The organism is Streptomyces qaidamensis (assembly GCF_001611795.1).
GTDB lineage: Bacteria > Actinomycetota > Actinomycetes > Streptomycetales > Streptomycetaceae > Streptomyces > Streptomyces qaidamensis.
On record NZ_CP015098.1, the window covers coordinates 4,858,728 to 4,883,053 of the forward strand.

A 24,326-nucleotide genomic window follows, 5' to 3' on the forward strand; every position below is an offset into this window, starting at 1 on the left:
CGCACCGGCCGGCTCCGGCAACGAGACTGCGGGTTCGGCGCGTTGTCCGGCCACAGCTGACGCAGAAGTGACCTCATCCCGGGACGTCCCGCGCGCTGACCTGCTGAGACGCTGCCCGCTGAGTCCCTGCGGCGGGACTGCGGCGAGAGGGAACGGCTGATTCCGCGTCAGGGCTGAGCAGCACCAGGGCGGCGTGCCCGCCCTGTGATCCCGGTGACAGCTGATGCAGAATGAGCCCGGGACACAGGGCCGGGCCCGTGGTCCCTGACGCGAGTGGGGGGAAAGCGTGTCGCGATGGAAGGAACTGCCCGCAGAACTGCATCCACACGTCCACCAGTTGATCGTGCGGCTGCGCAGGCTCAAGGACCGCAGCGAACTGAGCACGCGGCAACTGGCCGCGAGAACCGGGTACAGCGCGAAGTCGTGGCAGCGATATCTGAACGGCAGGTCGCTACCGCCGCGGGAGGCCGTCGAGGCGATGGCCCGCGTCGGCGGTGACGATCCGGCCCGGCTGCTGGTGATGCACGAGATCGCCGCCCAACGCTGGGCGGAGGGACGGGGGTTCACCACCGACGCCCCAGAGAACCCTTCCGAGACACCGGCACAACCCCCCACGGAGCAGCAGCCGTACCGGCGTCACCTGCGCGCCGCGGTCACGGCGGGAGCCGTGGTCACGGTGCTGTCCGTCTCCGTGGCGCTCCTGCTGGCCGTGCGGCTCACCGAGGCCCGCGCCCAACTCGCGCGCGACCGCGGCGATGCTGTCACGACGGCCCCGGCCACCGTGTCGGAATCGCTGGTGCCGGTCATCTACACCTGTCGGCTGGAGCAGCGTGACGGCCGCTGGTACGCGGGCCTGAGCCGGACCACGAGCATCCTCCTGTCCAACACCCACGTGGGGCTCGAAGTGGCCGAGGCGCAGTGCCTGCTGCACCGGGCGGGCACCGCGCCAGGCGACATCGACGGCGTCTTCGGCCCGAAGACGCGGCGAGCGGTCGAGCGCATGCAGAAGCAGAACGGGCTGATCGTGAACGGAGTCATCGACCCGCCCACCTGGCAGGCCCTGCGGTCGGCGGATGCGAAGTGACCGCGGAACACACCCGGCTGGCCGCGGCGCTGCGGGAGCTGCGGGCCGGTGCGGGGCTGAGCCTGGCGGCGCTGGCGGAGCGGACGGCGTACAGCAAGTCCTCGTGGGAGCGTTACCTCAACGGCAAGAGCCTGCCTCCTCGCCAGGCCGTACGGGAACTGTGCCGGCTCGCGAACGAACCGGACGGGCGGCTGCTGGCCCTGTGGGAGATCGCCGAGTCGCACTGGAGCGGACGCGCAGTGGCCCCCGCACCCGCCCCTCCCACGGACGAGTCGCCGCGGCCGCACCCTCAGGAGTCGCCACCACTCGCCGGGACCTGGCGGCGGAGACTTGGCGGGAGCAGGCTCCTGGTGGTGCTGGCGTCGGCGTACACAGTGATCGTCGGTGGTGTCGCGGCGCTGCTGTTCCTCCTGCTGCCGGACTCACAGGCTCAGGAGGACGAACCGCTGCCGGCCTCCGTCCCGTTCTCCCTCGCTCCTCAGTGCCACGGAGCCGCCTGCGAGGGCCGGGACCCGATGCGCCTGATCTGCGGCCTCGGCCCCGAGACCCTCGCCTCGTACCGCACGGCCACCGGCGCCCACGTCGAGCTGCGCCACAGCAAGAAGTGCGGTGCGAGCTGGGCCCGGACCTGGGGAACCGAGGTCGGCGACCGGCTGGACGTCACGGCGGGCGGACCGACCCACGGCGTGCGCATCAGGACCAAGGACGATGCGGCGGCCTTCGTCTATACCGGGATGGCCGAAGTCCGTCCCGGCAGCACCGTCCGGGCCTGCTTCCGGCCCGCGTCCGCCGACGGCGAACGGGAGTGCTTCGAGGCCCGCGTGGGCGGGGCCGCCACCACGACCCGGCCACCCTCGTCTCCGGTGGCGTCGGGCTCTCCCGATTAGCGTCCGGCCCTCGGACGTGTCGATGCCGAAGTCGGGAACACCGAGGTGGCCATCCCCACGATCGCGGACGGGGTGGCCGAACCGGAAGAGGCAGCGCGGATCCAGCTGTTCGGTTTCGAAGAGCCGCCGGTCGGCCCGGTCTTCACCGGCAGGATCGAGGACGGCAGCTGAGGGGTCCCCTCGCCCACCGTTCCGTCGCCACAGGACACGAAGCACCACAAGGAACCCCACAACAAGGAACCCCCAGGTTGCTGACCTGGGGGTTCCGTATGAAGCGGGTGATGCGAACCGAACTCGCGCTCTAGAGGGCCGAGGACCTGCCCGACGTGGTCCTGAGCGTCGTACGGGCAGCGCCGGGCATCAACAACGACCCGAACCGTCCGCAGCCTCCGCTCACCGCCCCGGTCCCGCCAAGGCGTACGCCGCGGTGCCGACGACCGCGAGGACCAGGGCCGTCCAGGTGCCCGCCGCCGTACCGGGCGGCAGCAGCATCCAGGACGCCACCTGCATCGGCACACTCGTGGCGGGCGGGGCGAAGAACGAGAACGCGAGCCAGGCGAACGGCAGTGTCCACGCGAACTGCCCGCCCCAGAGCGCCGCGCCCAGGGCGACCAGCCCCATCAGGCCGGCGCTGTCCCGGACGACGAACGCGGTGGTGGCCATGCCCTCGCCCATCGCCTGCACGGCCAGCAGCACCGTGCCGACGACCGCCCCGCCGAGCAGCACGTGCGCCGCTCTGCGGTGCGCCCAGCGGATCGCGGCCGTCCGGTCCAGCGCGAGGTCCTGCCCGCTGAGCCCGACCGAGACCGCCATCGCCGCCGCGGCGAGGACGAGCGCGGCCGGCCGCGGATCCCCCGGCCCCCCGCTGCCGTCCCGGGCGAGCGCCCACACCGCCACCGCGCTGATCACCACCGCGGCGAGCGACGCGGGTATCTGACGCGAGCGCGCGTACAGCGTCAGCCATCTCACCGGGACGCACCGCCCTTCAGCGCGTCGAACGCGTCGCCCTTGCAGGAGAACGCGGCGGTACGCATCGCGTTGATCCGCGAGAGCTGCTCGGCCCGCGGAAGCGCCTTGAGTTCCTTCCACACCGGGCGGGTCGCGGCGTCGACCTCGCGGCGCAAACCCCCTGCCTCTGTGCCGGGAAGCGGCCTGAGGCCCCCGAGGACCCAGCCCGCCGCGACGGTCTGCGCGTATTCGTCGTTCCCGAAGCCGCTCCAGCCGACGGCAGTGCACCCCGGCACCATGCCCTTGGCGATCAGGGCCCAGGTCAGCTCCTCGCCCTTCGCGGCGGCGATGATCTCGTCGTCGAAGTCGAAGAGCACGGTCTCGCGGGACCACCGCGGCGTGGAGCCCTCCGGCAGTACGGCGGTGTTCTCCCGGACCGAGACCGGCGCCTGGCCGCCCAGGGCGCCGTGCAGCAGGCGCAGCGCCTCCTCACCGGGACCCGCCAGGTCGGCGAGTCGCGCCTGGTGCGCCTTCGTCACGCACACCGATCCGTCGCACACCAGCTCCGCGGCGGCTTCGTCGACGACGTACATCCGGCGAGGGTCGGAAGGGAGGACGAGCAGGGCGAGTGCCACGCCCGCCAGGACGGGCGTCAGGGCGATCAGCCGGGCGCGCGGGGTCGCGGCGACCAGCAGCGCGAAGCCGGTCGCGGCCATGCCGAGCAGCCAGATCGTCTGCCCGACGTGCACAGAGGCGGAGAGCGTGACGAGCACATCGCGCACCTCCTGCACCGCCGGTGACAGCAGGGAGACCCGGTTCGGCTCCGTGCTCGTGATCCCCGTCGCCGTGGTCGTCTCCGTCCGGCCGGGCGACATGTACATGAGAGCCGTGAACACCAAGGCGCCCATGGCCAGCGCGGGCGGGGTGAGCGCGGACGGCAGGGCCCGCCCGGCCCCCATGCCCAGCACGGCCCCCGCGACGAGGAAGAGTGCCCCCACCAGCGAGATCGGCAGCCACCCGAGGTGCGTGTACTCGGTGTGGGCCAGCACCTGGACCCCGCCCACGAGGACGAGGAGCGCGAAGGCCGAGGCCAGCGTGAGCGTCGTCGTCCCCGCCACCGTGGCCGCGCGGTGCCAGGCCGGCCGCGGCGTACTCGTCAGCAGCTCGGACATCTTCGAGCGGTGGTCGCGCAGGCCCTGCAGCGCCCCGAGCCCCACGGCCAGCGGCCACAGGTAGAACAGCAGGGAGCGGGTCCACATCGCCAGGGACGTCCACTGGGCCGTCCACGCCGTGGTGCCCTGCCACCACACGGCGCCCAGCAGGTACAGGAACGCCAGCGCCGTCGTCAGGACCACGGCGCCGGCCCACGGGGCGACGGAGCGCTTCAGCTCGATGTGCACGACACGGATATTCACCAAGTACCCCTTACCTGCTGGGGGTTGAGCAGCAGCGCCGAGTAGCCGCGCTCCAGCGGACTGTCGCCCGCATGCTCGGGGCCACCCGCCGCGGCCAGTTCGTCCGGGGTGCCCTGGAAGACCGACCGGCCCTCGGCGAAGAGCACCACGTCGGTGCAGGCGGCGGCGACGTCCTCGACCAGATGGGTCGAGACGAGCACGCAGGTGTCCGTCCCCAACTCCTGAAGCAGCTCGCGAAAACGTAGCCGTTGCGCCGGGTCCAGGCCGGCCGTCGGCTCGTCCAGCAGCAGGATCGACGGGTCGTTGACGATGGCCTGGGCGATTCCGGCCCGCCGCACCATGCCGCCCGACAGGGCCTTCATCCGCTCGTCGGCGCGGTCCGCCAGACCGACCCGCTCCACGGCGCGCTGGACAGCCCCGGGGATGTCCGCCCTGGGCACCTCCTTCAGCCACGCCATGTACTCGACGAACTCGCGCACCGTGAAGCGTTTGTAGTAGCCGAACTCCTGAGGCAGGTAGCCGATCCGGCGGCGCAGCGCACGGTGCTCGCGCATGCCGCCCGCGGACTCGCCGAGCAGCTCCAGAGTGCCCTCGGTGGGGCGCAGTACGGTGGCCAGCGTCCGGATGAGGGTGGTCTTGCCCGCCCCGTTGGGGCCGAGCAGACCGTGTACGCCGGTGCCCAGCGACAGGTCGAGCCCGTCGACCGCCATCCGTTTCCTGCCGACCCTGACTTTCAGCCCGGTGGCCTGGATCTGCCAGGCGTAGGCCGTCGGCGCGATGTCGGCCGCGCTCACCGCGGTCATCTGTGATGGTCCTTTCCGATGGTCATGCATGGGCTCCCAGCACCGAGTACGCGCCCCTGCGGGCGATCAGGACACCGATGCCGAGCGCGAGGAGCAGCCCCCACACAGGCAGACCGCCCGTCTCCAGGGCGAAGGTCGTACGGCTGGCGGCCAGCGTCGGCGCCACGATGACGGCGGCCCACACGGCCACCAGTGCGACGGCGGCACGGGTCACGCCGACGACACCGCCGAGCGCCAGGGCCGCGGTGGTGAACGCCAGACAGGGCAGCAGCCACTGCGCGGCCGCCACCCCCGTCACCCATCCACCCACCAGCAGCGCGGGGACGACCACGGCGAGCACGGACGCGGTTCGCCGCAGCACCAGGTACAGTCCCGCCCTCGGCGCGGACGCCGTCAGCTCGTACGCCGGGTCCAGGCCGCGTGACCAGGACGCCGCGACGCCGAGCACGGGCAGCACCGGGGCGAGCAGCAGCACCAGCGACACATCACCGGAGCCCGAGCCGACCACGTCCAGCAGCAGCGCGATCAGCGTCACGCCCACGGCCATGGCCAGCCACGGCACCATCACCGGCGTCATCCACACCGACAGCCGCGCCGACCAGCGCCGCCGTGGCGGCATCGGGACGGCTGTGGCCAGCTGGGGTTCCAGGCCGGACCACACGGTGTCGACCAGCACCGCCACGGCGGGCGCCTCGGTCGTGAGGGCGGCCGACAGCCGGTCACGGCACTCCCGGCACGCCTCCAGATGGGACTCCAGGGCCCACACCTCGTCGGCGGCGATGTCCGTGTCGCCGCGTGCGTAACCGTCGATGATCCGCATCGACGCGTGTTCCACGTTCATGCCAGCGCCTTCCGCATCGCGATCCGGGCCCGGCGGGCACGGGTCTTGACCGTCCCCTCGGGCAGCCCCAGCAGGACCGCGGTCTCCCGGACGGACAGCCCGTCGAGCACCATGGCCTGCAGTACCTGTCTGAGCTCCGGCGCGAGGCGCCGCAGTGCGTCCCCGACGTCACCGCCGACGGTCGCCGCGAGCGCCTCCTCCTCGGCGGCGGGCGCCATGGGCTGAACGGCGGCCGCGGGCGGCGGCTCCGCGTGGTGGGCGCGGCGCCGGAACGCGTCGACGAGACGGCGTGACGCGATCGTCCACAGCCAGCCGACGGCCGTCCCTCCCACCGCGGTTCCGGCGAACGCGCCCGCCGCGCGCCACACCGCCAGATACGTCTCCTGCATGACCTCGGCGACGATCTGCTCGTCCGCGCAGCGGCGGCGCAGGCGCACCGCCAGCCACGGCGCGGTGCGCCGGTACAACTCCTCGAACGCGGCCAGGTCACCCCTGGCCACGAGCCGGACGAGATGCTCCTCGTCCATGTCCCCCGGCGCCTTCCTGCCTTTTCTCACACCCACTAGACGCCCCGCCCGTACGGCAGGTTTTCCCCTCAGCGTGACACCCGTCACACGTGGGCAACTCGGCCTCTCCGCCTCCGTGCTGAGCAAGCACGCCACCGTGCTGGTGGGTGCCGGCTACGTCGAGCAGCGCAAGGCCGTCCGCGACACCCGGCAGCGAGTGTGGCTCCGGCTGACCCGGCGAGGCCGGGACGCATATCAGGGGCACCTTGCGGCACTGCGGGCGATAGTGGGGCCGTCGGATCCGGCTCTCTGGCCGGCACCTCGCTTGGTACGCCGAGAAGGGTCCCGAGGGCCTGTTATTCGTGGGGGAGAAGGTGGCGCGCTCCGGCAAGACCCCGGAGACGAGCCGATCGCGCTGCCGCTGTCGGTGATCCGCTTCTCCCCGGTGCTGACCCTCTCCGGCACGGCGAGGGCGGGCAAGCGGTTCGAGGTGCCCTTCAGCATCGAGCGAGCGGCCGCCGGACAGCTGCCGGAGAAGCTCGCCTTCGAGGTCTCGTACGACGAGGGCACCACGTGGCAGCCCACCAAGACCGTCGGCGGCACGCACCTGTCGCTCACGCACCCGGCGAAGGCGGGCTCCGTCTCGCTGCGGGCCAAGCTGACCGACCGCAAGGGCAACACGCTGGTCCAGACGATCGAACGCGCCTACCTCACGACCAAGTAGGCGCCTGCCCCGCACACGGCCTCGCCCGAGGCGGCTTCGACGCCGCCCCGGGCGAGGCATTTTCGTGAGGCACAGCGGCCATCTCGCTCGGACCGCTGTTGGCTCGTCGCGCCGGGCAAGGATGTCGCCGGCCACGTCCGGAAAGTCGATCGAGACGGGGGACAACTCGTCGCTGAGCTCTTTGAGCTGGCGTGTGATGTTTTCGTGTCGTGGTGCGGGTCGATCATTGCGAAGGTTTGTGGGAGCTCCGCTGCCAGTCGCGGGACTCCGGTGAGTCCTCGACCGACGCCCGCGGCCCACGGTCCCAACTCGGCAGCCGGATCTCGGCGTCGTCACGGCGGGCGGACGCCTCCAGTTGGTGCAGTCACACAAAAATTCAACGCGAAACGACAGAAGCATTGACCCGTCGTTTCCCTCACCCCTACCTTCTGACCGACTCACCGAACTCGGTCCGGTATATCGGACAAGGGTGGTGGTGGCCGCGCAGGGCGTGGCCCCCGGAGCCCTCTCTCACGGCTCCCCGGGGGCCGGCGGCCTGGCAAGGGCAGCGTTCTTCCCCCTTCCTTCCCCTGGAGTGCCGCATGTTCCACAATCCCGCACGAAGATGGACCAGACGCATCACCGCCCAGGTCCTCGCCGTCGGGCTCGCCGTCTTGGGTCTGGCGTCCCTCGACCGGCAGGAGCCGTCGGTGCCCCTGTCCGCGGAACCGGCCGCTGTGAGCACCAGTCAGATCGGTGTCACCCCGCCGCCGATGGGCTGGGCGTCCTGGAACAGCTTCTTCAGCAGCATCGACCACAACGTCATCAAGCAGCAGGCCGATGCCCTGGTCTCCTCGGGCATGGCGGCGGCCGGCTACAAGTACGTCAACCTCGACGACGGCTGGTGGCAGGGTCAGCGGGACGCGAACGGCAACATCGTCGTCGACGAAAAGCTGTGGCCCGGCGGCATGAAGGCGATCGCCGACTACATCCACAGCAAGGGCCTGAAGGCCGGCATCTACACCGACGCGGGCAAGCAGGGCTGCGGCTACTACTTCCCCACCACCCGCCCGGCCGCCCCCAACACCGGCATGGAGGGCCACTACCAGCAGGACCTGGAGACCTTCCAGCGCTGGGGCTTCGACTACGTCAAGCTCGACTTCTGCGGCGGCCGCGTGGAGGGCCTGAACCAGGAGACCACGTACAAGGCGATCTCCGCCGCGAACGAGGCCGCCTCCGCGGTCACCGGCCGCAAGCTCGTGCTGTCCTACTGCGAGTGGGGCACCGGACTGCCGTGGAACTGGGCCACCGGCTACGGCGATCTGTGGCGCACCAGCGACGACGTCCTCTTCTTCAAGGAGACGCCGGGCCTGACCAAGATGTACCGCAACTTCGACCAGGCGCTGCAGCCCGCGGCCCAGCACACCGGCTACTACAACGACCCCGACATGCTGATGGTCGGCCTGAACGGTATGACCGCCGCGCGCAACCGGCTGCACATGAGCCTGTGGTCGATCGCCGGCGCCCCGCTGCTGGCAGGCAACAACGTGGCCACGATGAGCACCGAGACCCGCGACATCCTCACCAACCCCGAGGTCCTCGCCATCAACCAGGACCCGCGCGGTCTGCAGGGCGTCAAGGTCGCCGAGGACACCCGGAACCTGCAGGTGTACGGCAAGGTGCTCTCCGGCACCGGCAAGCGCGCGGTGATGCTGTTCAACCGCACCGGCTCCGCCGCGAACATCACCGTGCGCTGGGCCGACCTCGGCCTCACCTCGGCCTCCGCCACCGTGCGCAACGCCTGGACCCGCACCGGCGCCGGCTCCTTCGCCACCAGCTACACCACCTCCGTCCCGGCGAACGACGCGGTGCTGCTGACCGTCTCCGGCACCGAGGCATCCGGCACCACCGTCGAGGACACCGCAACCGCCACCACCCCGACGTTCGGCAACGTCACCGCCACGTCGGCGGGCACCAAGCTGGTGGACATCACCTACGCCAACGGCGGCAGCACCGCACGTAAGGCCACCATCCAGGTGAACGGCCAGTTCAAGTACGTCGTGTCCTTCCCGCCGACCGGCTCGGCCACCACCTACCGCACCGTCTCCGTGCTCGCACACCTGGCCAAGGGCACGAACGCCGTGAACTTCGCCGCGGTCTCCGGCAGCCCAGCACCCGACATCGACGCCCTCCGAGTCCAGGCCATCCCCGGCACCGACGGCGCAGCCCTCGTCGGCTCCCCCTCCAAGCGCTGCGTGGACATCGACAAGAACACCTATGTCAACGCCACCCAGGCACAGATCTGGGACTGCTCCGGCGGCCGCAACCAGGCCTTCACCAAGACCTCGCGCGGCGAACTCGTCGTCTACGGCAACAAGTGCCTCGACGCCGACAACAACGGCACCACCAACGGCACCAAGGTCATCATCTGGGACTGCACAGGCGGCACGAACCAGAAGTGGACCGTGAACTCGAACGGCACCATCACCAACAACCTCTCCGGCCTCTGCCTGGACGCCTCGAACGCGGCGACCGCAAACGGCACCAAGCTGATCCTGTGGACCTGCAACGGCCAGAACAACCAGAAGTGGACCCTCACCTGACCTACGCCGCCGCGGCGTGATGTCACCGGGCCGCCCACGAACCAGATCCCGGCAACCGAACCTCCGGTTGCCGGGATCTGCCGGCCCGAAGCCGAACGCAGGGATCTCGCGCATGGCGTCCGCACCACTGCATCACCCCGCGTCGACAACTCGCGGTGATCGACGCCCTGGCCGGCCTCGGCGGGCCCCATCGCAAAGCCGTCAGCGCCAGGGCCGTGCTCTTTGAAGTCCGTCGCCGGAGCGGCCGGATTCCGGGCGTTACTGCGTTTTCCGGGGTGGCACCGGGGTGGTGGAACATCGGGATGAGGATGTCCTTGACGTCGTTCTCCAGGGTCGACATCCACGTGTTGTTGCAGTGCTGGCAGACAGGTGTCGTCGGCCAGCTCATACGCCGCCGTTTCGGGTCCGTGCTCCGGATGCCGTGTCGCTTCGTCTCGCGCACGGGCCACTTGGGGCAGATGTCCTCGTCCGTGGGCTGCCCTTGCGGGTCCAAGCAGAAGGGGCAGCGGCCAGATGGAGCCGGCAACCAATTCTCGTGCGCGCGGTTGCCGATGGTCGGTTCGAGGTTCACCACGGCCAGGTCGTCCGCCAGTTGGGCTCTGCGCACGCGTAGAAGCGCAACGGCGGTTGCGAGACAGGACCTGTGCGCCGCGCCCAGCATGTACAGCTGCTCGTCGTCCGGCGGAGGCGGGGGTCCGCGAATGCGCGGCCCACGCCGACTCGTGTCCCGATCAGCCAGCTACCGAAGGTGTGCGTCTCAGGATTCGAGACGCCCGGCGTCCGCGATTCCCGCAGCGGCGTCTGAGCGTCACGGAAAGGGCGCCCTGTCTGCACTTGGGGCACACGGAGGGCACACCACCCCCGAATTGGACTAGACAATAAACAAACCCCCAGGCTGCTGACCTGGGGGTTTCACTATGGAGCGGGTGACGAGAATCGAACTCGCGCTCTCAGCTTGGGAAGCTGATGTTCTACCATTAAACTACACCCGCGTAAGACGCCGACCGAGTCGGTGTCCGAGCGATCGCCACTTTACCTCATGTCAGGCCCCCGGTGTTGAAGCCGTGGGGCCTGAGGCCGTTTCAGGGATGGGATGCGGCTGCGGGGGAACGGAGTTGGGGCGTACGGTGGTGGGGCGTAAGAGGGCCCGGGCGGGACCGGAGTGCCGCCTTCAGGGCCGTCCCTTTGATCCCGTACTGTGGCTTTTGTCGTCAGGCAAGCAGCAGCCAGACGCGGCTCTTGGGGAAGGGACTCTTGGACTTGATGGAGCGCACCGTCGTCCGTTGTGCCGATGGGCACGTGTTCACCACCGCTTCGTTCCCGATGCAGCAGGCCGAGCGGCTCGGCCCCGGGCGCCTGCTCCGGTGCCCGCGATGTGCGCGGCTCCGGAGCGTGGTGCCCGTCAGCTATCAGAAGCGGTAGCGACGACCGCGGTAGCGGAACGGACAACACAAGGCAACAGGCACAAGGCGCGCGGAGACGTCCGGTTGTGGTCGCTCCGCGCGCCTTGCGTATCCTCGGGGCGTGCTTCTCTCAGACAAGGACATCCGGGCCGAGATCGATGCCGGGCGGGTACGGATCGATCCCTATGACGACACGATGGTGCAGCCGTCGAGCATCGACGTGCGCCTCGACCGCTACTTCCGGGTGTTCGAGAATCACCGGTACCCGCACATCGACCCCGCCGTCGAGCAGTCCGACCTGACCCGGCTCGTGGAGCCGGAGGGGGACGAGCCGTTCATCCTGCACCCCGGCGAGTTCGTCCTCGCCAGCACCTACGAGGTCATCACCCTGCCCGACGATCTCGCCTCCCGGCTGGAGGGGAAGAGCTCGCTCGGCCGGCTCGGGCTCGTGACGCACTCCACCGCCGGGTTCATCGACCCCGGCTTCAGCGGGCACGTCACCCTGGAGCTGTCCAACCTCGCCACCCTGCCCATCAAGCTCTGGCCGGGCATGAAGATCGGGCAGCTGTGCATGTTCAAGCTGAGCTCGCCCGCCGACTTCCCGTACGGCAGTGAGCGGTACGGGTCCCGGTACCAGGGGCAGCGCGGGCCGACCGCCTCCCGGTCCTTCCTCAACTTCCACCGGACCCAGGTGTGAGCGACCCGAACATGGGCGACGCCGGCATGAGTGACGTACGCGAGAACCTGACCTACGAGAGGTTCGGCGTCGCCGTGCGCGAGCTCGCGCAGGCCATCGCCGACGACGGCTACGAGCCCGACATAGTCCTCAGCATCGCCCGCGGCGGCGTCTTCGTGGCCGGTGGCCTCGCCTACGCCCTCGACTGCAAGAACATCCACCTGGTGAACGTGGAGTTCTACACCGGTGTGGGGACGACCCTGGAGATGCCCGTCATGCTCGCCCCCGTCCCCAACGTGATCGACTTCTCGCGAAAGAAGGTGCTGATCACCGACGACGTCGCCGACACCGGCAAGACGCTCAAGCTGGTGCGCGACTTCTGCCTCGACACCGTCGCCGAGGTGCGCAGCGCCGTGGTCTACGAGAAGTCGCAGTCGCTCGTGAAGTGCGAGTACGTGTGGAAGCGCACCGACGACTGGATCAACTTCCCGTGGAGTGTCGAACCGCCGGTGATCCGGCGGGCCGGGCAGGTACTCGACGCCTGACCAGCAGGATCAGAGACATGAAGGAGGGGCTCCCCGTGGGGAGCCCCTCCTTCGTACCCGCTGAGCCTCAGACCGTGCCCAGCTTCACGATCGACAGCAGCGCGATCAGCTGGATCGCCGACGCGCCCAGCGCCTTCGGCCAGGGCAGGTCGTGGGAGCGGCTGACCATGAGGGTCAGCAGGGCGCCGCCCGCGATCCAGGTGGCCCAGCCGAGCAGCTGGACGAACATCGCGTCGCCGCCCGCGAACATCGCGAAGACCAGGCGGGGCGCGTCCGTGAGGGACATGATCAGCATGGACAGGCCGACGGTGGGCTGCCAGGCGCCGTCGCCGCCGAGCTGGCGGGCGAGGGTGTGGGTGACCACGCCCAGGACGAAGGCGCTGAGCACCATCGCGACGGCCGTCGTCAGGACGATCGGGACCGCGTTCGACAGTGTGGCGTTTATCGCATCCTTGCGGGCGCCGTCGAAGCCGAAGACCGCGAGCAGGCCGTAGAGGAACGTGACGACGAGGGCCGGGCCCCACATCGCGTAGTCCCGCATCTGGAGGAAGGTCTGGTTGGGGGCGAGGACGATCCCCCGGAGCAGCTCCTTCCAGTGCAGGCGCGGGCCGACCGGGCCGGGTGCCGGGGCCGCCGAGCCGGCGCGGTAGGTGTCGCCCTGGGTGTAGGGGTCCTCGCCGACCGAGAAGGCCTGGGTGTGGCCCGGGTTGTTCGCCGCGTACGGGTCGGGCGGGCCCTGCGGGCCGGGCGGGTACGCGCCGTCGCCGAAGTACTCCGGCTCGCCCTGGCCGCCGTAGCCGCCGCCGTGCGCGGCGTTCGGCTGCGGCCATGCGGGGCCGCCGCCGTTGCCGTACGGCGGCTGCTGCCGCGGGTAGGGCTGCGGCGCCGGCGGGGAGCCGTACGGCGGTCCCTGCGGCGTCTGCTGCCCGTACGGGGGGTTTTGCGGTCGCGTCTGAGGAGCGCCGTTGTTCCGGCCGCGTCCGATCCTGAATCCAGCCACGTCTTCGAACGTACCTGGTCCCCGGCGGTGGCGTGCCGGGCCCGGGCTTCCGGGCCCGGCTTTGCGGCCGAGCTGTGACATCCCTTAAGGGGCAGGGACTTGGGGTGTCGGTGGGGCGTCAGGGTTCGGCCTTACGGGCCGCGCCCCCGGGCCTGTCGGGCCGTACGGGCCGGGTCGGCCGTATGGGCCGCGCCCCGGGCCGGTTCGACCGTACGGGGCGCGTCCCCGGCTCAGTCGGGCAGTCCGCCGCCGAGCTCCGGCAGGACGATCGCGCCGGTCTTCGTCGGGACCGTGCCCGTGCCGGGCATGAGCAGCGCGTTGCTCGCCGCGCCGACGGCCAGGTCCGCCTTGCCGTCGGCGGTCAGGTCGCGCAGACGCAGGGTGTAGCCGAAGGCGGTGTGGGAGTCGGCCGGGCCGAGCACCGTCTGGGCGATCCAGGAGGAGCGCGCGCCGCTGAGGCCGCCGGAGCCGCCGCGGAACACGTGGACGCCGCCTTGATCCTCCTCGCCGTCGACGTCCTCGTGCGGGACGCCGACCGCGAGGTCCGCGTAGCCGTCGCCGTTGGTGTCGGCCGCCGAGACCGCGTAGCCGAAACCGTCGTCGGCCTCGGGGGTGCCGGAGACGCCGGAGGTGGCCTGGGTGAGGGTGACGGACGTGCCCGGGCCCGACGACGTGCCGCGCCAGATCGTCACCGCGCCCTTGCCGTTGTCCTTGTCGGGCACGCCGAGGACGATGTCGCCGTAGCCGTTCTTGTCGAAGTCGCCGACGACGGGGCTCGGGTAGAGGCCCTGCTGCCGGTCGCTGAGGGTCCTGGACGAGCCCGAGGCGAGGCCGGAGGAGGTGCCCTTCAAGTACCAGGCGCGCTCGCGGATGTCGCTGCCGGTGATCTCCGTGCCGATGACCACCAGGTCGGTCCGGCCGTCCCCGTCGACCTTCCCGGCCCCGAGGGCGGAGGAGTACCAGCCGCCCGACCCCTTGTCGATCTTGCTGACCTTGCCGGTGGTGCCGGACTTGGTGAAGGGGCCGCGGTAGAGCCACGCCTCCTCGCCGCCGATCAGGGCCAGGTCGGGGGAGCCGTCGCCGGTGAAGTCGCCGGTGGCCAGGTCGCGGCCGAAGTGGCCGGCCGAGCCGCCGAGCGGGGTGATGTTGGTGCCGCCGGACAGGCCGGTCTTCGAGCCCCACAGGACGGTGACCGTGCCGCGGTAGTCCTCGCTGCCCACGTGCTCGAAGGGGTTGCCGACGACCAGGTCCGCGTAGCCGTCCTTGTTGAGGTCGGCGCTCGCCAGGGACGCGCCGAACTGGTCGTCCTCCTCACCGGAGCCGGGGACGCCGGGGCTGTCCTGGTGGAGGAACTTCGGGTGGGCGGTGTCGAGGCCGGTGGCGGTGCCGTGCACGACGGTGATCGTGCCGCCCTCGCGGTCGACGTCGTTGTAGCCGCCGTAGGCGAGGTCGCGGCGGCCGTCGCCGTTGAAGTCGTCGTAGTGCTTGGCCGGGGCCGCGGCGGCGGGGCCGGTGAGGAGCACCGGGGTGACGCCGGTCGCCAGCAGGGCGGCGACCAGGGCGGTCGTGGCGGATCTGCGCATGGTGTCTCCCTGGCCGGTCAGCCGATGAGGTTGGCGCCGAACGCGCCGTACGAGCGGATCTGGCCGAGGCTGCCCGGGCCGAAGGTGCGGGCACCGTCGGTGACGGGGCCGGTGGCGGAGCCGCGCAGGGCCGTGACGGCGCCGATGCCCTCGTCCTCGAAGCTCGCGGTGATCGTGAACTCGGCGTGGCCGTCCTTGGTGACGTCGGCCAGCAGGGTCTCGGAGCCGAAGTAGTCCGTGGCCTCGGCGGTGCCGGGGACGCCGGCGGTGTTCTGGGTGACGGTGCGGGCGCCGGTGCGCGAGACACCCGAGGCGGAGCCGTTCATGAGGATCGCGGCCCCGGCGTCCTCGGTGGTGCCGATGTCCTCGAAGCCGACGCCGATGGCGAGGTCGCCGTAGCCGTCGCCGTTGGTGTCGCCGATGGAGACGGAGCCGCCGAAGTTGTCGCGCTCCTCGTCGGCACCGGGGACGCCCGGGGAGTCCTGGGTGAGGTCGGCCATGGGTGCGTCGCCGTTGACCGGGCCGCCCTCGGAGCCACGGATGACGACGACCCGACCGCCGAGGCTGCCGGTGTGGTCGCTGCCCTTGCTGAAGACGTTGCCGAGGGCGATCTCGTCGTGGCCGTCGCCGTCGATGTCGCCGAGGGCCACGGAGGTGCCGCCGTTCAGGGCCCGGGGGGCCGTGGTGTCCGGGCCGGTGGGGGAGCCCAGGTAGGCGACGCCCTTGGACCAGCTGCCCGTCCCGTCGTCGTTGGTGAAGACCCGGTAGGTGAGGACCAGGTCCGCCTTGCCGTCGGCGTTGGTGTCGCCCGTGTCCATGGCGTCGACGATCCACGCCGGCTCAGGGGTGGAGATCTTCTGCGTCGCGCCCGTGGTGCCGGTGGTGGTGAACGGGCCGCGGACGATGTGGACGTCGTCGGTGTCGGTGCCGACGGCCAGGTCCTGTGCGCCGTCGCCGTCGAAGTCGCCCGCGGTCAGCAGGTTGCCCCAGTTGTTGTGGGCGGAGACGGCCGGGTCCTTGACCGTCGTGCCGTTCTGCAGGCCGTTCGCCGAGCCCCACAGGACGGTGACGGTGCCGCCGTCGCCGTCGGTGCCGTCGCGGTCGCCGGGAGCGCCGACCGCGAGGTCGGTGTAGCCGTCGCCGTTGAGGTCGGCCTGGGCGAGCGCGCCGCCGAAGGTGTCCTCGCTGCCGGCGTCACCGGGCACGCCGGCGGTGTTCTGGCTGACGACGGTGCGCTTGGCCGGGTCGAGGCCGGTGGCGCCGCCGTGGACCACGGCGACGTAGCCGGCCATGCCCTTGCCGTCGACCTTGGCGTAGGGGGCGGCGAAGGCCACGTCGCCGTAGCCGTCGCCGTTGAAGTCGGCCGTGGGGCCGGCGGCGGGTGCGGCGGTGGCCGCCGTCGCGGGCAGGGCGGTGAGCAGGCCGGTGGTGAGGGCCGTGGCCAGGAGGATGGTGCGCTTGCGCATCGGGATCCCCGTCGGGTCGGAAGTGGTGGTGATCAGGAGTTGAGCGCGGTGCCGTAGCCGGGGGCGCCGGCCGTCGAGATGCCCGTGGTGCCCGGGCCGAAGCTCGTCGAGCCGGAGGCCGTCGGGCCGGTGGCCGTGGCGCGCAGGGACCAGATCGCGCCGTCGCCGGCGTTCTCGCCCGGCGCGGAGACGCTCAGGTCGGCGCGGCGGTCGCCGGTGTGGTCGGTGAGCGTGACGCGCTCGCCGAAGCGGTCGCCCTGCTCCGAGGCGCCGGGCACCCCGGCGGTGTTCTGGGTGTACGACGTGGCGCCCTTGGTGGTCAGGCCGGACGCCGAGCCGTACAGCACGGTGACGGCACCGGCGGAGCCGTTCTCGCCCGCGGTACCGATCGCCAGGTCGGCGTATCCGTCGCCGTTGACGTCGCCGAGACAGACGCCGCTGCCGAAGCGGTCGCCCTTCTCGGCGGCGCCGGGCACACCGGCGGTGTCCTGGGTGAGGACGAGCGGGGCGCGGTCCGGGTCGGGGCCCTCCGGTCCGCCGTAGACGATGCTGACCTTGCCGCCGAGCGCGCCCGCCGGGTCGGCCGACGTCTCCCGGTCGTTTCCTACGGCGATGTCGGCGTGGCCGTCGTCGTCGATGTCCCCGACGGCGGAGACGTAGCCGGCGGGCAGCCTCTGCAGCCAGTCGGTGTAGTTGCTGATCTCCATGTCGGCCAGGGCGGTGGTCGCGTGGCCGGTGTTCGCGGCGCGGCCGTGCAGGACCACGTGGGGGTGGCCGTCGCCGGTGATGTCGCCGGAGGAGAGGTGGGTGACGCCGGACGAGGAGGACCACCAGGTGCTGTGCGAGCCCGAACCCCCCTGGGAGGTGCTCGTCGGGGTGATCGGGCCGCTGACGAGGGAGAGGGTGACCGGTCCGGTGGAGCCGACCGCGACATCCGTGTCCCCGTCGTGGTCGAAGTCGCCCGCGGCCAGCGCCCGGCCGTACCGGTCGTAGTCGGTGCTGAAGAAGCTGAACAGCGAGCGGGCGCCGGACAGGCCGGACGCCGATCCCCAGACGATGGTGACCGTGCCGTCGTTGGTGTCGCTGCCGTCCTCGCCGGGTGTGCCGATCAGCAGGTCGGCGTAGCCGTCGGTGTTCAGGTCGGCGGAGGCGAGGGCGGAACCGAAGGCGTCGTCGGCCTCGGCGGCACCGGGCATGCCGGCGGTGTTCTGGGTCAGCAGGGTGCGCGTGGAGCTCTTCGGACCGCTGGTGCTGCCGTAGACCACCGACACGGCACCGGCCCTCGCCTGCCCGGCGACGGTGGCGCCCGGCGCGCCGATCGCGAGGTCGGTGCGGCCGTCACCGTTGAAGTCGTAGGGGGCGGCGGCCGGCACGGCGTGCGCGGCGGGGGCGGAGAGGGTGAGGGCGAGCGGGGTCAGGGCCGCGGCGAGGACGGCGGCGGTGATACGGGTGCGCATGGGTGTACGTGCCTCACGGGGGAGTCGGCGGGGCGTCACTGGGCCACGGCCGAGCCGAGGCCGACGCTGCCCTTGAGGGAGACGGCGGTGGCCGTGATGCCCTGGGCGCCGCTGGTCGTCAGGCCGGAGGCGGAGCCGCGCAGGGTCCACAGGCCGCCCGTGGAGTTCTCGCCGTGGACGCCGACGACCAGGTCCGCCTTGCCGTCCTTGGTCACGTCGGTCAGGCCGACGGCGGAACCGAAACGGTCGCCCTTCTCGGCGGAGCCGGGCACCCCGGCGGTGTCCTGGGTGTACGACTTCACGCCGCTGCTGGTCCTCAGGCCGGTGGCGGAGCCGAACAGCACGGTCACCGAGCCCGCGTCCGTCGCCGAGCCGATGTCCTCGCCCGGGGCGGCGACCACGACGTCGGCGTACCCGTCGCCGTTGATGTCGCCGGTGCTCACCGCGCTGCCGAAGCCGTCCTCGGCCTCGCCCGCGCCGGGCACGCCCGCGGTGTCCTGGTGGACGACGGTGGGCTGCTGCGCGGGGTCGGGGCCGTTCGGGCCGCCGTACCAGACGGTGATCTGGCCGCCCTTGTGGCCGCCGGGCTTGAGGTCGTACGGGTCCGCGGAGTCGCCTAGGACGAGGTCGCCGTAACCGTCGCGGTTGATGTCGCCGATGGAGCCGGGGTAGCCGTCGGCGTTCGGCAGATCCGCCATCTTGTACGTCGTGCCGGTCCAGCGGAAGTAGTCGATCTGGCCGCCGGTGTCGCCGTCCACGTTGAACGGGTAGACGCGCTCGGCCGCGCCGTCCCCGGTCATGTCACCGGCGAACACCTCGAAGGTGGTGCCGACCTCGCCGACGCGGAGGTTGTTCAGCGGACCGCCGGTGCGGGTGAAGGGGCCGTTGTAGATGCGGGTGTGGCTCTGGCCGGTGAGCGTGACGTCGGTGTCGCCGTCACCGTCGAAGTCGCCGGTCGCGATGCCCCGGGAGAAGTTGCCGTACTCGGAGAGCGTCGACGGCTGCGGCAGGCCCTTGCCGCCGGACAGGCCCGACTTGCCGCCCCACAGGACGGTGCCGGAGCCGACGCCGTCCCGGTCGCCGACGCTCTCGTTGGAGGCGCCGACGACGAGGTCGGAGTAGCCGTCCCGGTCCAGGTCGCCGGTGGCCAGGGCGGAGCCGAACAGGTCGCCCGCCTCGGCGGTGCCGGGCACGCCCGCGGAGTTCTGGGTGATGACGGCCTTGCGGCCGGCCGAGACGCCGGACGCCGAGCCGTACAGCACGACGACCGCTCCGGCGCACGGGGCCGAGCCGACGTCGGCACAGGCGGCGCCGGCCGCGAGGTCGCGGTATCCGTCGCCGTTGAAGTCCCCGGCGAGGCCGGAGGGGGCGGCGGTGGCCGGGGTGGCGGAGAGCAGGCCGGTGGTGAGGGCGGCGGCCAGCAGGAGGGTGCGCTTGCGCAAGGCGGGGCTCCGGATGGGGAGGGGGCCGGACCGGGAGGGCCCGGCCCCGGGGCGTGCGGGGTGGCTCAGTCGGCGAAGTTGGCGCCGAAGTTCGGGTAGCCCGTCGTCGAGACGCCCGAGGCGCTGGGGGAGACGGTGCGCGAACCGGTGGCGGTGATCTTCGTGCCGTCGGACGGCAGGTGGAGGACCGAGCCGTTGCCGGTGTTCTCGTACGAGCCGGCCAGCAGGTCGGCGCGGCCGTCGCCGGTGACGTCGTCGAGCTTCACGTCGGCGCCGAGCATGTCGTCCTTCTCGTCCGAGCCGGGGACGCCCGCGGTGCTCTGCGCGAACGCCTGGGTGCCGGAGGACGTGTTGATGCCGGAGGGCGAGCCGTACAGCAGCGTGCCCGTCAGCGAGGCCGCGGCGGCGGTCGCCAGGGCGAGCCGCACGCGCGGGCGCCGGGGCCGTCCCGGGGCCATCCGTCGCCAGGGTGACGGGTGAGCGGGTGCGTGCCGGCGCCCGGAGGGGCGCTCGTGCTGCTGCATGCGGGGTCTCCTGCTGCATGCGGGGGATGCCTGGCGGACATCCACAGTCGATGGAGGGCCGGACTGTCCGTGTCCGCCGGGAGTTGTCCGGGCGTTCACGGCTGGCCGACGATCAAGAGACCCGCAGAGGGACGTAAGGGTTGTACGTGAGTTCGGTTGAGTTCCGGTGCTGCCCGGGGTGTGCGGCGACCGGCCGGCGGTCGTCGGCCGGTGCTGCTCGGGGTGTGCGGCGACCGGCCGGCGGTCGTCGGCCGGTACCGCACGTCGACCGCGGCGCTGCGGTCCTGCCCGGTGAGCAGCTCCAGCCGGACGGGCGCGCCGCCGGGGTCGTCGAACGGCCGGATTCCGGCGCCGGGCAACACGGGCGCGATGTGCAGGTCGATGACGTCGATCAGCCCGCGCTCCAGGAGCTGTCGGCCGATGGCCGCGGAGAAGACCTCCACGTTCTTGTCCCCGGCGGCCTCCCGCGCGATCCGGAGCGCCTCGGAGACGTCGCAGTCCGGGAAGGTCACGCCGAGGGTGGGCTGCGCGTCCTCCGGGTGGTGGGTGAGCACGGACACGGGTCCCCGCCAGGCACCGCCGTAGATCCCGTCACTCCGGTGCGAACTCGTACTGCAACTCTGCGATCTGCCCCTCCCCTTCGCCCTCGGCATCCTGCTGCAGCCCCGCTGCGGATGCTCGTGTCACCCGTACAACAGCAGGGGTGGAACGCCGACGCCCCCCGCCCGATGACTCGGACAGGGGGCGTCGCAACAATCGGACGGACCGCGGGGAACCGCCTACTTCACCGGCTCCGGCTCCGGCGCGTTCTCCGAGTCCGACGTGCCCGCCGGCGGCTCACCGTCGTCGTCGGTCTCGGCCTCCGCCGGGACCGGCGTCTTCACCGAGTCCAGCAGCAGCTGGGCGACGTCCACCACCTGGATGGACTCCTTCGCCTTGCCGTCGTTCTTCTTGCCGTTGACCGAGTCCGTGAGCATGACCAGGCAGAACGGGCAGGCCGTCGAGACGATGTCGGGGTTGACGGACAGGGCCTCGTCGACGCGCTCGTTGTTGATGCGCTTGCCGATCCGCTCCTCCATCCACATCCGCGCACCACCGGCGCCGCAGCAGAAGCCGCGCTCCTTGTGGCGGTGCATCTCCTCGTTGCGGATGCCGGGGACGCTCGCGATGATCTCGCGCGGCGGCGTGTAGATCTTGTTGTGGCGGCCCAGGTAGCACGGGTCGTGGTACGTGATGATGCCCTCGACCGGCGTGACCGGGATGAGCTTGCCCTCGTCCACCAGGTGCTGCAGCAGCTGCGTGTGGTGGATGACCTCGTAGTCGCCGCCGAGCTGCGGGTACTCGTTGCCGAGCGTGTTGAGGCAGTGCGGGCAGGTCGCGACGATCTTCTTCGAGGACTTGGGCTTCGCCGACTCGGGCGTCACCTTGCCCTCGTCGTCCGTCTCCTCGCCGAACGCCATGTTCAGCGCCATGACGTTCTCCATGCCGAGTTCCTGGAACAGGGGCTCGTTGCCGAGACGCCGGGCGGAGTCACCGGTGCACTTCTCGTCGCCGCCCATGATCGCGAACTTGACGCCCGCGATGTGCAGCAGCTCGGCGAAGGCCTTCGTGGTCTTCTTGGCGCGGTCCTCCAGGGCGCCGGCGCAGCCGACCCAGTACAGGTACTCGACCTCGGACAGGTCCTCGATGTCCTTGCCGACGACCGGGACCTCGAAGTCGACCTCCTTGAGCCACTCCAGGCGCTGCTTCTTCGCCAGGCCCCAGGGGTTGCCCTTCTTCTCCAGGTTCTTGAGCATCGTGCCCGCCTCGGACGGGAACGCGGACTCGATCATCACCTGGTAGCGGCGCATGTCGACGATGTGGTCGACGTGCTCGATGTCCACCGGGCACTGCTCGACGCAGGCGCCGCACGTGGTGCAGGACCACAGGACGTCCGGGTCGATGACGCCGTTCTCCTCCAGCGTGCCGACCAGCGGGCGCTCGGCCTCCGCCAGGGCGGCGGCGGGCACGTCCTTCAGCTGCTCCTCGGACGCCTTCTCCTCGCCCTCCATCGTCTTGCCGCCGCCGGCCAGCAGGTACGGCGCCTTGGCGTGCGCGTGGTCCCGCAGGGACATGATCAGCAGCTTGGGGGAGAGGGGCTTGCCCGTGTTCCAGGCGGGGCACTGCGACTGGCAGCGGCCGCACTCGGTGCAGGTGGAGAAGTCCAGCAGGCCCTTCCAGGAGTACTGCTCGACCTGGGAGACGCCGAAGACGTCGTCGTCGCCCGGGTCGGTGAAGTCGATCGGCTTGCCGCCCGACGTCATCGGCTGGAGCGCGCCGAGGGCCGTGCCGCCGCTCGCCTCGCGCTTGAACCAGATGTTCGGGAACGCCAGGAAGCGGTGCCAGGCGACACCCATGTTGGTGTTGAGCGACACCACGATCATCCAGATGAACGAGGTGCCGATCTTGATCATCGCGACGAAGTAGACGAGGTTCTGCAGCGCCGTGACGCTCAGGCCCTTGAACGCGAGCACCAGCGGGTACGACGCGAAGTACGACGCCTCGTAGTGGTCGACGTGGTGGAGCGCGCCCTCCAGGCCCCGCAGCACGTAGATCGCCAGGCCGATGGTGAGGATGACGTACTCGACGAAGTACGCCTGGCCCGCCTTGGAGCCGGCGAAGCGGGACTTGCGGCCCGGGCGGCTCGGCAGGTTCAGCAGGCGGATCACGATGAGCACCGCGATGCCCAGGATCGTCATCACGCCGATGAACTCGATGTACAGCTCGAACGGCAGGAACGTACCGATGACCGGCAGCACCCAGTCGGCCTGGAACAGCTGCCCGAAGGCCTGGGCGAGGGTCGGCGGGAGCGTCAGGAAGCCGACGGCGACGAACCAGTGGGCGACACCGACGATGCCCCACCGGTTCATGCGCGTGTGGCCGAGGAACTCCTTCACCAGGGTCACGCTGCGCTGGTAGGGGTTGTCGGTCCGGGTACCGGCGGGGACCGGCTGGCCCAGCTTGAAGTACCGGACGAACTGGCCGATCGCGCGTGCGAGCAGCGCGACGCCGACCACGGTCAGAACCAGCGACACGATGATCGCGGCGAGTTGCATGGGGGCTCCTCGGGCCTGCGAGGGGTTTCGTCGGGTGACCTGTCGTTCTTCAGGGTTCCCCGAAATTACTAAGCGGTAACTTATGCAGTCCGTCTGAGACTACCCTCATCCTCCGCCGCACTGTAGCCGGGTGGGCAGTGATCTGAATCGCTGAGGGTTGCCTCAGAAACCGACCGGATCCGGTCACCGTCCCGTCGCGATCCCGACGCCATCTCCTCGTGTTATTCATACCGAATTGTCATAATCCCGCCTACCTTATATCCGTGCTCTACGGGATCACCGCCGCCGCCACCGCCCTCCTCCTCACCGCCCTGCTCTCGGCCGCCCTGCGGGCCCCCGCCCTGCGGCTGCGGCTGGTCGAGCGGCGGCGGCAGCGGGACGTGCCGCTGTCCGGGGGTATCGCGGTCGCGCTCGTCACGGGGCTGGTCGTGGGGGCCGGGGAGTGGCTGGGGGTCGCGCCGCCCGCCGACGGGACGCCGGGGGTGCTCGTCGCCGCGGGCGCCGTCGCCCTGCTCGGGCTCGTCGACGACGTGTGGCGGCTGCGGCGTCGGGTGCTGGCCGCCGGTACCGGCGTGGCCGCCGCGTGCGTCGTGCCGTACGGGGAGACGGGGGTCGGGACCGGGCTGCTGGCCGTCGGGTGGGTCGTGGCGGTGGTGTTCGGGCTGCGGGGGCTCGACCACGCCGACGGGCTGGCGGGTACGGCCGGGGTCGTCGCCGCCTTCGGGGTGGCGGCCTGCGCGGCCGTCGAGGTGATGGACGGGGTCGCGGGGCTGATGAGCGTCCTGGCCGCCGCCCTGACCGGGTTCCTGCTGCACAACTGGCACCCCGCGCGCGTGGCGCTGGGCAGTTGCGGGTCCATGTCCGCCGGGTTCGTGATCGCCGTGGGAGCCGTGTACGCCCGGGCCGGGTTCGGGGTCGGGGAGAGTGCGGGGGTGCTGTTCGCGCTGACCGCCCTGGTGGGTGCCGATGCCGTGCTCGTGCTGGGCACGCGGCGGCTGGGCGGGCGGGGGGTGCTCCGCAGCGGGCCCGATCATCTCGCGCACCGGCTGCGGCGGCTCGGGCTGACCGCGCCGGGGGCGACTCTGCTGCTGGGAACCGGGGCGTTGTCCGGGATGCTCGTCGGGGTACTCGCGCATGCCGGCCGGATCGGGGCCGGTGCCCTGTGGTGGGTGGCGGGAGGAGCGCTCGTGGTGGTGTTCGCCCTCTCGCGTGTCCCTGTGTACGGACCTCGACGCAGCGTATCGCCGCAGGTCAACGGCCCATTGCGTGTAAGGAACGGATAAGAGTTGAGCCTGCTCGACTCAGCTCTGTTGACCGGTTGGTGGCCGTCGTGCACACTTGAGTC

At 71.3% G+C, this 24,326-nt stretch carries 20 protein-coding genes, 1 tRNA gene and 2 pseudogenes; 8 read left to right on the forward strand and 15 right to left on the reverse strand.

The window, feature by feature from the left end:
• Positions 1–286 precede the first annotated feature (286 nt).
• Genes A4E84_RS21595 through A4E84_RS45250 form a run of 3 tightly spaced genes read left to right on the forward strand, consistent with a single transcriptional unit; the run spans position 287 to position 2,142 of the window.
• On the forward strand, positions 287–1,084 hold the full coding sequence (locus A4E84_RS21595) for a peptidoglycan-binding protein (RefSeq protein ID WP_062928170.1): 798 nt from the start codon (positions 287–289) through the stop codon (positions 1,082–1,084).
• Positions 1,081–1,971: a helix-turn-helix domain-containing protein gene (locus A4E84_RS21600; protein ID WP_062928171.1), complete on the forward strand. Its 891-nt coding sequence runs from the start codon at positions 1,081–1,083 to the stop codon at positions 1,969–1,971. The genes A4E84_RS21595 and A4E84_RS21600 overlap by 4 nt, the downstream gene beginning before the upstream one ends.
• Before the next feature lie 45 nt (positions 1,972–2,016).
• On the forward strand, positions 2,017–2,142 hold the full coding sequence (locus tag A4E84_RS45250; RefSeq protein WP_257784344.1) for a hypothetical protein: 126 nt from the start codon (positions 2,017–2,019) through the stop codon (positions 2,140–2,142).
• Between the two features lie 222 nt (positions 2,143–2,364).
• On the opposite strand, the gene A4E84_RS21605 is transcribed toward A4E84_RS45250, so the two are convergent.
• The 5 genes from A4E84_RS21605 to A4E84_RS21625 are packed head-to-tail and all read right to left on the reverse strand — an operon-like array spanning position 2,365 to position 6,505.
• On the reverse strand, positions 2,365–2,940 hold the full coding sequence (locus tag A4E84_RS21605; protein ID WP_062928172.1) for a hypothetical protein: 576 nt from the start codon (positions 2,938–2,940) through the stop codon (positions 2,365–2,367).
• Positions 2,937–4,334: a hypothetical protein gene (locus A4E84_RS21610; RefSeq protein WP_062928173.1), complete on the reverse strand. Its 1,398-nt coding sequence runs from the start codon at positions 4,332–4,334 to the stop codon at positions 2,937–2,939. The genes A4E84_RS21605 and A4E84_RS21610 overlap by 4 nt, the downstream gene beginning before the upstream one ends.
• Positions 4,331–5,137: an ABC transporter ATP-binding protein gene (locus tag A4E84_RS21615; protein WP_079129052.1), complete on the reverse strand. Its 807-nt coding sequence runs from the start codon at positions 5,135–5,137 to the stop codon at positions 4,331–4,333. The genes A4E84_RS21610 and A4E84_RS21615 overlap by 4 nt, the downstream gene beginning before the upstream one ends.
• Before the next feature lie 22 nt (positions 5,138–5,159).
• Positions 5,160–5,978, reverse strand: coding sequence for a hypothetical protein (locus A4E84_RS21620; protein ID WP_062928175.1), 819 nt, complete (start codon positions 5,976–5,978; stop codon positions 5,160–5,162).
• Positions 5,975–6,505: an RNA polymerase sigma factor gene (locus A4E84_RS21625; RefSeq protein ID WP_107308360.1), complete on the reverse strand. Its 531-nt coding sequence runs from the start codon at positions 6,503–6,505 to the stop codon at positions 5,975–5,977. Before A4E84_RS21625 ends, A4E84_RS21620 begins: the two co-directional genes overlap by 4 nt.
• 73 nt (positions 6,506–6,578) lie before the next feature.
• Between A4E84_RS21625 and A4E84_RS44655 the strand changes: the two genes are divergently transcribed.
• The gene (locus A4E84_RS44655) at positions 6,579–7,208 is read left to right on the forward strand and encodes a transcriptional regulator (RefSeq protein WP_237304972.1); all 630 of its coding nucleotides are present in this window, start codon (positions 6,579–6,581) and stop codon (positions 7,206–7,208) included.
• 96 nt (positions 7,209–7,304) lie between these two features.
• Here A4E84_RS44655 and A4E84_RS45800 read toward each other — a convergent pair.
• Positions 7,305–7,474: pseudogene (locus A4E84_RS45800) on the reverse strand (DUF1152 domain-containing protein); the annotation flags it as partial.
• A 315-nt stretch (positions 7,475–7,789) separates the two neighbouring features.
• Here A4E84_RS45800 and A4E84_RS21635 point away from each other — a divergent pair.
• Positions 7,790–9,790, forward strand: a complete 2,001-nt coding sequence (locus A4E84_RS21635) for an RICIN domain-containing protein (RefSeq protein ID WP_062928178.1) — start codon at positions 7,790–7,792, stop codon at positions 9,788–9,790.
• A 918-nt stretch (positions 9,791–10,708) separates the two neighbouring features.
• On the opposite strand, the gene A4E84_RS21640 is transcribed toward A4E84_RS21635, so the two are convergent.
• A tRNA-Gly gene (locus A4E84_RS21640) sits at positions 10,709–10,782 on the reverse strand.
• Positions 10,783–11,314: 532 nt separating this feature from the next.
• Between A4E84_RS21640 and dcd the strand changes: the two genes are divergently transcribed.
• Both dcd and A4E84_RS21650 read left to right on the forward strand, forming a co-directional pair.
• Complete coding sequence (gene dcd / locus A4E84_RS21645; RefSeq protein WP_062928179.1) at positions 11,315–11,890, forward strand: dCTP deaminase; 576 nt, start codon at positions 11,315–11,317, stop codon at positions 11,888–11,890.
• Positions 11,891–11,916: 26 nt separating this feature from the next.
• Positions 11,917–12,414 (forward strand): phosphoribosyltransferase, encoded by a 498-nt coding sequence (locus tag A4E84_RS21650; protein ID WP_062931546.1) that lies wholly within the window; start codon positions 11,917–11,919, stop codon positions 12,412–12,414.
• Between the two features lie 67 nt (positions 12,415–12,481).
• Here A4E84_RS21650 and A4E84_RS21655 read toward each other — a convergent pair whose 3' ends face one another.
• From A4E84_RS21655 to A4E84_RS21690, 8 genes and pseudogenes are all read right to left on the reverse strand, one after another.
• Positions 12,482–13,495 carry a Yip1 family protein gene (locus A4E84_RS21655; RefSeq protein WP_062928180.1) on the reverse strand — a complete coding sequence of 338 codons (1,014 nt, stop codon included), beginning with the start codon at positions 13,493–13,495 and terminating at the stop codon, positions 12,482–12,484.
• A gap of 149 nt (positions 13,496–13,644) precedes the next feature.
• Positions 13,645–14,997 carry an FG-GAP-like repeat-containing protein gene (locus A4E84_RS21660; protein WP_062928181.1) on the reverse strand — a complete coding sequence of 451 codons (1,353 nt, stop codon included), beginning with the start codon at positions 14,995–14,997 and terminating at the stop codon, positions 13,645–13,647.
• Between the two features lie 17 nt (positions 14,998–15,014).
• Complete coding sequence (locus tag A4E84_RS21665; protein ID WP_062928182.1) at positions 15,015–16,463, reverse strand: FG-GAP-like repeat-containing protein; 1,449 nt, start codon at positions 16,461–16,463, stop codon at positions 15,015–15,017.
• A gap of 32 nt (positions 16,464–16,495) precedes the next feature.
• Positions 16,496–17,920, reverse strand: a complete 1,425-nt coding sequence (locus tag A4E84_RS21670) for an FG-GAP-like repeat-containing protein (RefSeq protein WP_062928183.1) — start codon at positions 17,918–17,920, stop codon at positions 16,496–16,498.
• Positions 17,921–17,955: 35 nt separating this feature from the next.
• Positions 17,956–19,362, reverse strand: a complete 1,407-nt coding sequence (locus A4E84_RS21675) for an FG-GAP repeat protein (protein ID WP_062928184.1) — start codon at positions 19,360–19,362, stop codon at positions 17,956–17,958.
• Between the two features lie 65 nt (positions 19,363–19,427).
• Positions 19,428–19,745, reverse strand: a pseudogene (locus tag A4E84_RS21680) (hypothetical protein); the annotation flags it as partial.
• Between the two features lie 236 nt (positions 19,746–19,981).
• Positions 19,982–20,446, reverse strand: coding sequence for a dihydrofolate reductase family protein (locus A4E84_RS40995; protein ID WP_237304973.1), 465 nt, complete (start codon positions 20,444–20,446; stop codon positions 19,982–19,984).
• A 219-nt stretch (positions 20,447–20,665) separates the two neighbouring features.
• Positions 20,666–22,981, reverse strand: coding sequence for a (Fe-S)-binding protein (locus A4E84_RS21690; RefSeq protein ID WP_062928186.1), 2,316 nt, complete (start codon positions 22,979–22,981; stop codon positions 20,666–20,668).
• 263 nt (positions 22,982–23,244) lie between these two features.
• Here A4E84_RS21690 and A4E84_RS21695 point away from each other — a divergent pair, with 263 nt between their 5' ends.
• Positions 23,245–24,264, forward strand: a complete 1,020-nt coding sequence (locus A4E84_RS21695) for an MraY family glycosyltransferase (protein WP_062928187.1) — start codon at positions 23,245–23,247, stop codon at positions 24,262–24,264.
• The last annotated feature ends 62 nt before the right edge of the window (positions 24,265–24,326 follow it).

What these genes read in the sequence shown, in the direction of transcription:
- A4E84_RS21650 (WP_062931546.1), top strand. Translation starts at nt 11,917, where the DNA reads ATGAGTGACGTACGCGAGAACCTGACCTACGAGAGGTTCGGCGTCGCC.
- A4E84_RS21625 (WP_107308360.1), bottom strand. Translation starts at nt 6,505, where the DNA reads ATGGACGAGGAGCATCTCGTCCGGCTCGTGGCCAGGGGTGACCTGGCC.
- A4E84_RS21690 (WP_062928186.1), bottom strand. Translation starts at nt 22,981, where the DNA reads ATGCAACTCGCCGCGATCATCGTGTCGCTGGTTCTGACCGTGGTCGGC.
- A4E84_RS21670 (WP_062928183.1), bottom strand. Translation starts at nt 17,920, where the DNA reads ATGCGCACCCGTATCACCGCCGCCGTCCTCGCCGCGGCCCTGACCCCG.
- A4E84_RS21660 (WP_062928181.1), bottom strand. Translation starts at nt 14,997, where the DNA reads ATGCGCAGATCCGCCACGACCGCCCTGGTCGCCGCCCTGCTGGCGACC.
- A4E84_RS21635 (WP_062928178.1), top strand. Translation starts at nt 7,790, where the DNA reads ATGTTCCACAATCCCGCACGAAGATGGACCAGACGCATCACCGCCCAG.
- A4E84_RS21620 (WP_062928175.1), bottom strand. Translation starts at nt 5,978, where the DNA reads ATGAACGTGGAACACGCGTCGATGCGGATCATCGACGGTTACGCACGC.
- A4E84_RS21655 (WP_062928180.1), bottom strand. Translation starts at nt 13,495, where the DNA reads ATGTCACAGCTCGGCCGCAAAGCCGGGCCCGGAAGCCCGGGCCCGGCA.
- A4E84_RS21665 (WP_062928182.1), bottom strand. Translation starts at nt 16,463, where the DNA reads ATGCGCAAGCGCACCATCCTCCTGGCCACGGCCCTCACCACCGGCCTG.
- A4E84_RS21615 (WP_079129052.1), bottom strand. Translation starts at nt 5,137, where the DNA reads ATGACCGCGGTGAGCGCGGCCGACATCGCGCCGACGGCCTACGCCTGG.